The organism is Exiguobacterium sp. s34, assembly GCF_018617435.1.
GTDB classification, from domain to species: Bacteria; Bacillota; Bacilli; order Exiguobacteriales; family Exiguobacteriaceae; genus Exiguobacterium; species Exiguobacterium aestuarii.
Genome location: NZ_JACSKE010000001.1, coordinates 62,990 through 69,064, shown reverse-complemented (window position 1 = coordinate 69,064; position 6,075 = coordinate 62,990). Strand labels below are relative to the sequence as shown.

Sequence of the window (6,075 nt, the reverse complement as noted above, 5' to 3'; positions counted from 1 at the left end):
AACGCACAGGACGGCATCTCGTTGATCCAGACGGCAGAGGGCGCCTTGAACGAGACACACTCAATTCTCCAACGCATGCGTGAGCTTGCAGTTCAGTCTTCGAACGATACAAATACGGATACTGACCGTGGAGAAATCCAAAAGGAAGTAGATGAGTTAGCAAAAGAAATTACTCGTATCGCTAACAATACAGAATTTAACACGAAAAAATTACTTGATGGTTCAGCAAATACAGGTTCTGGCGTAACTAACGCTGCGGATTTAACATTCCATATTGGAGCTAACACAGGGCAGTCACTTACACTTAAAATTGGTGCAATGGATGCTCAAACATTAGGTGTTTCTGGGGCAGGTGGTGCAGCAGCTACAGCAGGAACGGCAGCAGTCACAGTAGCTGGTATTGCGGTTAATACGCAAGGAACAGCTAATACTGCGATTACTGCAATTAATACTGCTATCGAAACAGTATCATCGGAACGTTCGAAACTAGGTGCTACGCAAAACCGTCTCGAGCACACAATCAATAACTTGAGCACGTCAGCAGAGAATCTTCAGGCTGCCGAGTCACGTATCCGAGACGTCGACATGGCGAAAGAGATGATGAATTTCACGAAGAACAACATCTTGAACCAAGCGGCGCAGGCGATGATGGCCCAATCGAACCAACAGCCGCAGGCTGTACTACAACTTCTCAGATAAGATTACTTAACTTTTTAAATATTATTGATCAAAATTCAATTATAAAACGTCTGTCTTTCGATGTTCGAATGACGGACGTTTTTATTTATTAAAGAAGAACTATACTTTTTTTATATAAAAAGTTCATATAGACATATTTTTAATACTGTTTTTAACTTACTTGTTATTAACCAACCGAGTCCTAATAATGTACCTATTCAAATATAGTTAGACACCTTCACCTTATATTAGATGATTCATACATGATATAAAAAATACTGAAAATACTAATTTAAGTTAATAAATATAATCGACACAATTAGACATGCTAGATTGCTATTGTATTCTTTATACATAAATTTATGTTCATTTATTTAAAAAGTGAAAAGAAGGAAGCAACAAACCGATATACTTCATGAGAACAATTATAAGAGGAGTAGACACATATGAACCCGACCATTTCAGAAGTCCGGCTTCACCTACCTTCTTCCGTATTGCCGTATGAACAAACGAAAAACGTGTTCGTCGAAGCGAATCAAGCGAAACTCGCCGATGAAGGCATCGTCATTCTTCCGACGCCTCAACACGTCACCAAGTTAGAGGCGGCCGTCGAGAAGGCGAATCAAGTACTCGAACAACAGCGTACAGGCTTAAAATTTATGAAACATGAAAAATTGAACGATTACTATATTCAAATCGTGGATACGAACAACGAAGTCATCCGCGAAATTCCAAGCAAGAAATCACTCGATTTCTTTGCGGCGTTCATGGAGTTCAATCAACTCTTCGATGAACGGGTATAAAGGAGGATTCTCATGACGACACCAATCCGATTTGGCGGACTCGCCAGTGGGATCGATACGGATACGATTATTAAGCAGTTGATGCAGGCTGAGCGTGCACCAGTTGATAAACTTGAACAGAAGAAACAAACGACGGAATGGAAGCGCGATGCGTATCGCGAAATTAACCGTTCTCTCATGACTCTACGAAACAGTGCGGTCGACTTGATCTTTAGTCGCAATTTTTATGCGAAGACGTCTAGTTCATCGGATGAGTCACGTGTTTCGGTTGTGGCAGGTCCATCAAGTGGGAATGCGGCACTTGAAATTCAAAGTGTAGAAAAATTAGCGACATCTGCTAGTCATATCATTGAACTAAGAGATAAAAACAATAATTTGGTCACGCGAGATACTGCTGTGAAAGATTTGAATCTTGATGCGAGTACAAAAACGCAAATGATAACAGGAACTCCGACCGAAGTGACTCTCTCAGCAAAATTAAATGACGGCGGAAAAATCTTCATTAATAATGTTGAAGTTAGCCCTACAAACTATACGTATGATTCAACAACAGGTAAGGTGACTTTTTCAACCCCTCTTGCTGACGGTGATGAATTAAAATTCGAATCCGGCTATAAAATTGAATACATTAACAAGAGTGGTGGGACACCTGCTGAATTGACGGTTAGTGCCGAGGCGAAATTCAGCGATGTGTTAACTCAACTTGGCTCAAAAAACACGAATTTTTCTACATTCTTTGATGATGCATCCGGTAAATTGGCACTTACTCAACGAAATACAGGTAGCGATTCAACTATTGCTTTCACAGGAGCCGCGGCAACATTCTTCCAAGCAAGTGTCACTGATGATATTAAGGGAGAAGATGCAGTCTTCAACGTGAATGGAATCGAACTGACAAGAAGTACGAATACTGTCACAATTGACAACATGACCATTACTTTGAAATCTGAATTTAAAGCAGTGGATAACCCTGCACCCGTTACACTAAGTGCTTCTACTGACACCCAAAAAATCTTTGACAACATCAAAGGCTTCGTCGATAAATACAATGAGACGATTGATCTCATGAACAAGAAGACACGTGAAGAACGATTCCGTTCATTCGCACCGCTCACGCAGGCTCAGCGTGATGAGTTGTCGGAAGATGAGATTAAGAAGTGGGAAGAAAAAGCGATGAGCGGGATGCTCCGTGGGGACACGATCCTTCGCGGGACGATGGATACGCTTCGTAGCAAATGGTCAGGCGCGACATCTACTACGAACGATCTAGATATGTCTCGCTTATTCCAAATCGGCCTCTCAACCGGATCTGACTTCACAAACGGTGGAAAGATTGAGCTAAATGAAGAAAAGTTAAAAGCCGCCATCGAGAAAGACCCGGAACAAGTATACAAGCTCTTCACGGATGAAGAGACGGGACTCCTCCCACAAATCCGTGACACGGCGAAAGACTCACGTGAGACAATCACGCGTATCGCCGGTGCGGACGGGGCTGGTGCTCCGACGTATTCAATGGGGCGCGAAATGACGCAGATGGATACGCGAATCAAACGACTAAACGATTTATTGATTGATAAAGAAAATGCCTATTACCGTCGCTTCGCGGCGATGGAAACGGCGATGAATCAGGCGAACTCGCAAGCCGCTTCACTTCAACAGTTTTTAGGCGGAGGCATGTAAGAGGAGGAATTTAAATGGTAGCCAATCCATACGCAGCTTATCAAAACAATGCGGTCACGACCGCGAACCCACAGGAACTGACGCTTATGCTTTATGACGGGGCGCTCAAGTTCATGCGCCTCGCCAAGCTTGCGATCGACCAGGGCAACCCTGATTTAAAAAATATCAACATACAAAAGACGCAAGCGATCTTCCAAGAGCTTCGTCTCACACTCAATAAAGACATTGCTATCTCGGCGAACTTGGACTCGCTCTATGAGTATATGTGGCGCCGTCTCGTCGATGCGAACGTCAAGAACGACACGACGATCCTCGACGAGGTACTCGATTTCACGACGGAACTCCGCGACACGTGGAAGGAAGCGATGAAACTCGCGAAGCAGACATGATGCCGATTGATGAAATCATCTTAAAGACGCAACGCCTGAAAGAGTTGCTGGCGCAAGTCCCGGAAGAGCCGACGTACGACACGTGGATGGAACAAATCCACGAGCTCTTGGACGACCGCGAACAGTTACTCGCGGCACACGGCCCTGATTTGGAGAAAGCCGATCAGACGGTCTTACGTCAGCTCGTCGATGATAGTCAAAAGATTGCACGGCTCATTGAGGCCGAACACCAGCGTCTCGGGATGACGCTCGGGACGGCCCGACTGGAACGAAAGACGGTCAAGTCGTACGTCGATCCGTATGAAGACGTTGATTCCAACTTTTCTGGTCTATTCGATCAACAGACGTAAAAAGCTCGAGGGCATGATGCCTTCGAGCTTTTGTGCGTTAAGAGGTCTTGACTTGGCGACGCATCCGAATGAGGAAATACGAGATGGTAAACAAGATGAGACCACTTACCATGAAATTTAAATAGAGGCGGACGGCATCTTGAAGTGACGTGACCGGTGTAGACCCACCGAACCAAAGGAGTGGCAAGATTGTCACGTGCATGACGCACCAGTGAATGAAAATCTGCTTTTTGAACGACCATGGTCGGACTTCATAAATGACGCTCGTGAGCCCGAGAAAGAAAGCGACTCCGGCATAGACGAGCATGGCGTGTACGGCACCTGAATTTCCTGATAAGCCCTGATAGAGCGCGAGTATCGCGAACGGCAACGCCCATAAGAGGCTCCGTACGAACCCTTTCTTCACTAATTGCATATGTACCATCCCTTCATTGAATCGTTATGCATATATACGGACATCACGCAAAAAGGTTTCAGATAAAAAGTGAGGATGAAATGACGTCTGTTTTCCGCTATAATCGGGTAAACATCATTGTAGCCGTTGCTTCTTTTCTGGAAAGAGGAGGGAAACGAGATGCGTGAGAAAGAGTCCAAACCGGTATCGTCACGGAAGCGCCGTTATTTCGTCTATGGTCCAGAGGGAGCGTACGATGAGTATGTGGAACGGGACCCGAAACTTGAGGCGTACGTCGAGGACGATACGCCGCTTGAAGATCGTCCCGACCCATATGAGGAAGAAGAGCTGAAATCAAGAGGATGAGTATATGTGTCAAGGTCCAAATTTGGACCTTGTCTTTTATTTTACCCGGAATGTTTTCTTGCCACGATACAGTTTGCCAATTCGTTATATTCGTCTTAACCACATTGCTTGGATTATGAAAAGGGAGAGATGAAGATGAACATGAAACGATTTGGCTTACTGGTGGCGGTGCCGCTCGCACTACTCGTCGGATGCGGGGAAGCAGATGAACTGAAGACAACGGCGGCGGACACGGAAGAAGTGGCAGAGGCGGAAGCGAGTGCAGCAGAGGAGACGACTGCTGAAGAGACGGATGTCCAAGAAAGCGAACTCGGCACGAACAAGATTTATATGAAGAACAAGGCACTCACGATCACGGAGACGATGGGACCGATTCAGTTCGCCATCGACAAAGTGCAGACGTCACGTCTTACAATCGCAGAAGCTTATAGCGACTCATTCGATGGACAAGAAGAAGTGACGGTCGTCGCAATGAAAATGATTGTCGAGAACACGGTTGACGAGACGATGAGCTTCCATCCGAACCAGGCGACGCTCGTGACGAACACGGGGGAGCAGGTGTCTTCGGACTTATGGTTCTCAGATGACGTCGGTGGCGAATTCATGGGGAAAGTGAAGAAAGAGGGGAACGTCCTCTTCTTCGTGAAGGCGAAGCCAGAAGAGCTGACGGACTTGAAAGTCGTCATCGACGGACCATTCAACGAGAATTTCGACAAAGTGGCGGAAGACCGCTACGAGTATACAATCAACGTGACGAAATAAGTTGAGGCGTGCCGAATGAGTGTCGGCACGTTTTTGTATGGCCATTGAAAAATAAGACGAAATACAACGAACGGACCCATTTCTCTATGGGTCCGTTTAATGATTAAACAGAAAATCCGCTAGGCGCCCTCATATAAAAGAACAACCACCAAAATGCACTAATAAACATCACGCGCTGCAATAATCCCATGATTTCAGGAATACCGAACATCGCAATGGGGGTGACGATCGCCACGGTTGTCATGGTGAGGGCGACCCACCGTTGGGCACCACGAGACATCACGGTGTGTCCGACTGCTAGCATTGTAAACCCAATACCGGTCGTTGTCGCGAAAATGGAGTGCCATGTATCTTGCCAGACGATCGTCGTGATTCCATCTACAAGTGGGGCGTGACGGAATATTCCTGTGAAACAAAGACTTATCCCAAACACACCACCCCAAACTCGGTGGTACCAGATTCTCGTTCGCCATGTAATCAGAATAGCCGTAAAACCTAAAAGGACAAACGTGATATTCATCACCCATGCGAAGGGAGCACCTTGTGATCCTAAGTGACTCGTCGTATGACGAGCGATATGGTAACCGTCAAAACTGATCAACGGCAGAAGGGATGTGACGAGTAAGAACGTCACAAACAAGAAGATGCGCATC

Annotated in this window: 9 protein-coding genes; 7 read left to right on the top strand and 2 right to left on the bottom strand. The window is 45.8% G+C overall.

Features of this window, described 5'->3' with window-relative positions; translation table 11 throughout:
* The 5 genes from KNO87_RS00355 to KNO87_RS00335 form a co-directional block, all read left to right on the top strand.
* Positions 1-699 (top strand): flagellin (locus KNO87_RS00355; protein ID WP_214814647.1); only part of this gene is annotated, 699 nt, incomplete at its 5' end.
* Positions 700-1,124: 425 nt separating this feature from the next.
* Positions 1,125-1,481, top strand: coding sequence for a flagellar protein FlaG (locus KNO87_RS00350; protein WP_114165849.1), 357 nt, complete (start codon positions 1,125-1,127; stop codon positions 1,479-1,481).
* 12 nt (positions 1,482-1,493) lie between these two features.
* Positions 1,494-3,161, top strand: coding sequence for a flagellar filament capping protein FliD (fliD, locus tag KNO87_RS00345; RefSeq protein ID WP_214795381.1), 1,668 nt, complete (start codon positions 1,494-1,496; stop codon positions 3,159-3,161).
* 14 nt (positions 3,162-3,175) lie between these two features.
* Positions 3,176-3,550 (top strand): flagellar export chaperone FliS, encoded by a 375-nt coding sequence (gene fliS / locus KNO87_RS00340; protein ID WP_214795383.1) that lies wholly within the window; start codon positions 3,176-3,178, stop codon positions 3,548-3,550.
* Positions 3,550-3,900 (top strand): flagellar protein FliT, encoded by a 351-nt coding sequence (locus KNO87_RS00335; protein ID WP_251126714.1) that lies wholly within the window; start codon positions 3,550-3,552, stop codon positions 3,898-3,900. The genes fliS and KNO87_RS00335 overlap by 1 nt, the downstream gene beginning before the upstream one ends.
* A gap of 37 nt (positions 3,901-3,937) precedes the next feature.
* Here the strand turns inward: KNO87_RS00335 and KNO87_RS00330 are convergent, their stop codons facing one another.
* Positions 3,938-4,315, bottom strand: a complete 378-nt coding sequence (locus tag KNO87_RS00330) for a DUF3021 family protein (RefSeq protein ID WP_214795387.1) — start codon at positions 4,313-4,315, stop codon at positions 3,938-3,940.
* A 159-nt stretch (positions 4,316-4,474) separates the two neighbouring features.
* Here KNO87_RS00330 and KNO87_RS00325 point away from each other — a divergent pair, with 159 nt between their 5' ends.
* Entirely contained in the window at positions 4,475-4,660 is a 186-nt protein-coding gene (locus KNO87_RS00325; protein WP_214693614.1) for a hypothetical protein, read from the top strand.
* A 135-nt stretch (positions 4,661-4,795) separates the two neighbouring features.
* A complete protein-coding gene (locus KNO87_RS00320; RefSeq protein WP_214795389.1) occupies positions 4,796-5,422 on the top strand; it encodes a hypothetical protein in 627 nt (208 codons plus the stop codon).
* Between the two features lie 103 nt (positions 5,423-5,525).
* Here the strand turns inward: KNO87_RS00320 and KNO87_RS00315 are convergent, their stop codons facing one another.
* Entirely contained in the window at positions 5,526-6,074 is a 549-nt protein-coding gene (locus tag KNO87_RS00315; RefSeq protein WP_214795391.1) for a DUF998 domain-containing protein, read from the bottom strand.
* Between the last annotated feature and the right edge of the window lies 1 nt (position 6,075).